We start from the raw sequence: 1,350 nt of genomic DNA on the forward strand, positions 1-1,350 counted from the left end.
ATATTAAGTACCTTATTACAAAGCTCTAAGGTATCCGAAGGATTACTTACTTTAACAACTAACGCTCCTGTAAAGGCAGTAGGATAATCGTTTCCTCCAGGATACATACGATCGCCAATAAAAGTAATTTTTTCAATATTAAAATCACAATATTGAGATAGCATTCGCAAAGCTTGAGCTTTATCGTCACCGCGCCTGTATATATCGATGCTAGTATCTCCTCCAGCGCGTACAGCAAAATTAGGTAAAGCTTGAGAAATGCTTTGTGCAAGTTGAGCTTTCAAACAACCGCTAGGATCCCAAGTTTTTTTATATTCAATAGGAGCTAGTTGTCCTAGTGCCGAAAAAGTAATTTGACTACCGCGGTTCTCTATCTGTTCTCCCCACAGCATTGGATCGCCGGGTTCTTTCCAAACGCCCATATTTTTTGCACACTTGTGTATTGCATCAATAACGCATTGCGCTTGCTTAAAATCGATACTATGCTCATAAACACATTGCAATGACATGTCATTATTCACACGATAATAACTAGTTCCATTAGTGGGCATTATGTGAATATTTTTAAGATTAGTGCCAGTAGTTAGCATATCTAAAATTTGCTTCTTAACTAACTCTAAGCAGCCACCTGTTATTACAGCAACAGGAATTATATCAATCAGCTTACTTAATGATTCAGCCATCGATTTAAGCATAGGTTTTTTAGAACATGCCAGTGTGTTATCTAAATCAAAAGCAATAAGAGACGATTCAGCAATGCTCAAGTCAAGATTAAACTCATTCCAATCATGCACTATTGGTTTGAGCATTACAAATCCTCCTGACTTTTAAAACCATATATACAGTATTCTATAGTGTGAGCGTATTTCACACACCGCATATTAATTATTTACATATTATTGCCCTAGCCTTCTCGTAAAGTGGAAGCATGACAGGTCTAATTTGGGAAGAACGTCACTATAGAAATAGGCATGGTAGAGGTCTTAGGGCACCAATATTTGGTACTCGCCTGCCACAATATAGAACCGCTAGCGGAATGTTCGATGCTATGGTAGCGGCTCAAATTAGACGTCTTAACAGTGCTTGGAGAGCATTAACTAAAGACGTTCAATTTGCAGTAGAAGATGTGCCACCTTCACAACCACTGTTATGGGAACAAAACCGCAGAATACTTTCACAAGCGTTTCCAGCTAGCCGTGGTATGCAATCTAGAATTGTATTGTATAGGCTTCCGCTATGCACTCATGTAAGCAGCAGAAGTGAACTTCAATATGCTATCAGAGATGAGCTTGTGCAACGCTTAGCAGAACTATACGGTCGCAGACCAGAAGAAATTGATCCAGATTGGGG

Annotated in this window: 2 protein-coding genes; one reads left to right on the plus strand and one right to left on the minus strand. The window is 39.0% G+C overall.

Annotation, left to right across the window (positions count from 1 at the left end; translation table 11 throughout):
- Positions 1-809 (minus strand): HAD-IIB family hydrolase (locus A5294_RS06350; RefSeq protein WP_064340732.1); only part of this gene is annotated, 809 nt, incomplete at its 3' end.
- Between the two features lie 119 nt (positions 810-928).
- On the opposite strand from A5294_RS06350, the gene A5294_RS06355 reads away from it, so the two are divergent.
- Positions 929-1,350 (plus strand): metallopeptidase family protein (locus tag A5294_RS06355; protein WP_064340733.1); only part of this gene is annotated, 422 nt, incomplete at its 3' end.

This window comes from Gardnerella sp. 30-4 (genome assembly GCF_001641215.1).
In the GTDB taxonomy this organism is placed as follows: Bacteria; Actinomycetota; Actinomycetes; order Actinomycetales; family Bifidobacteriaceae; genus Bifidobacterium; species Bifidobacterium leopoldii.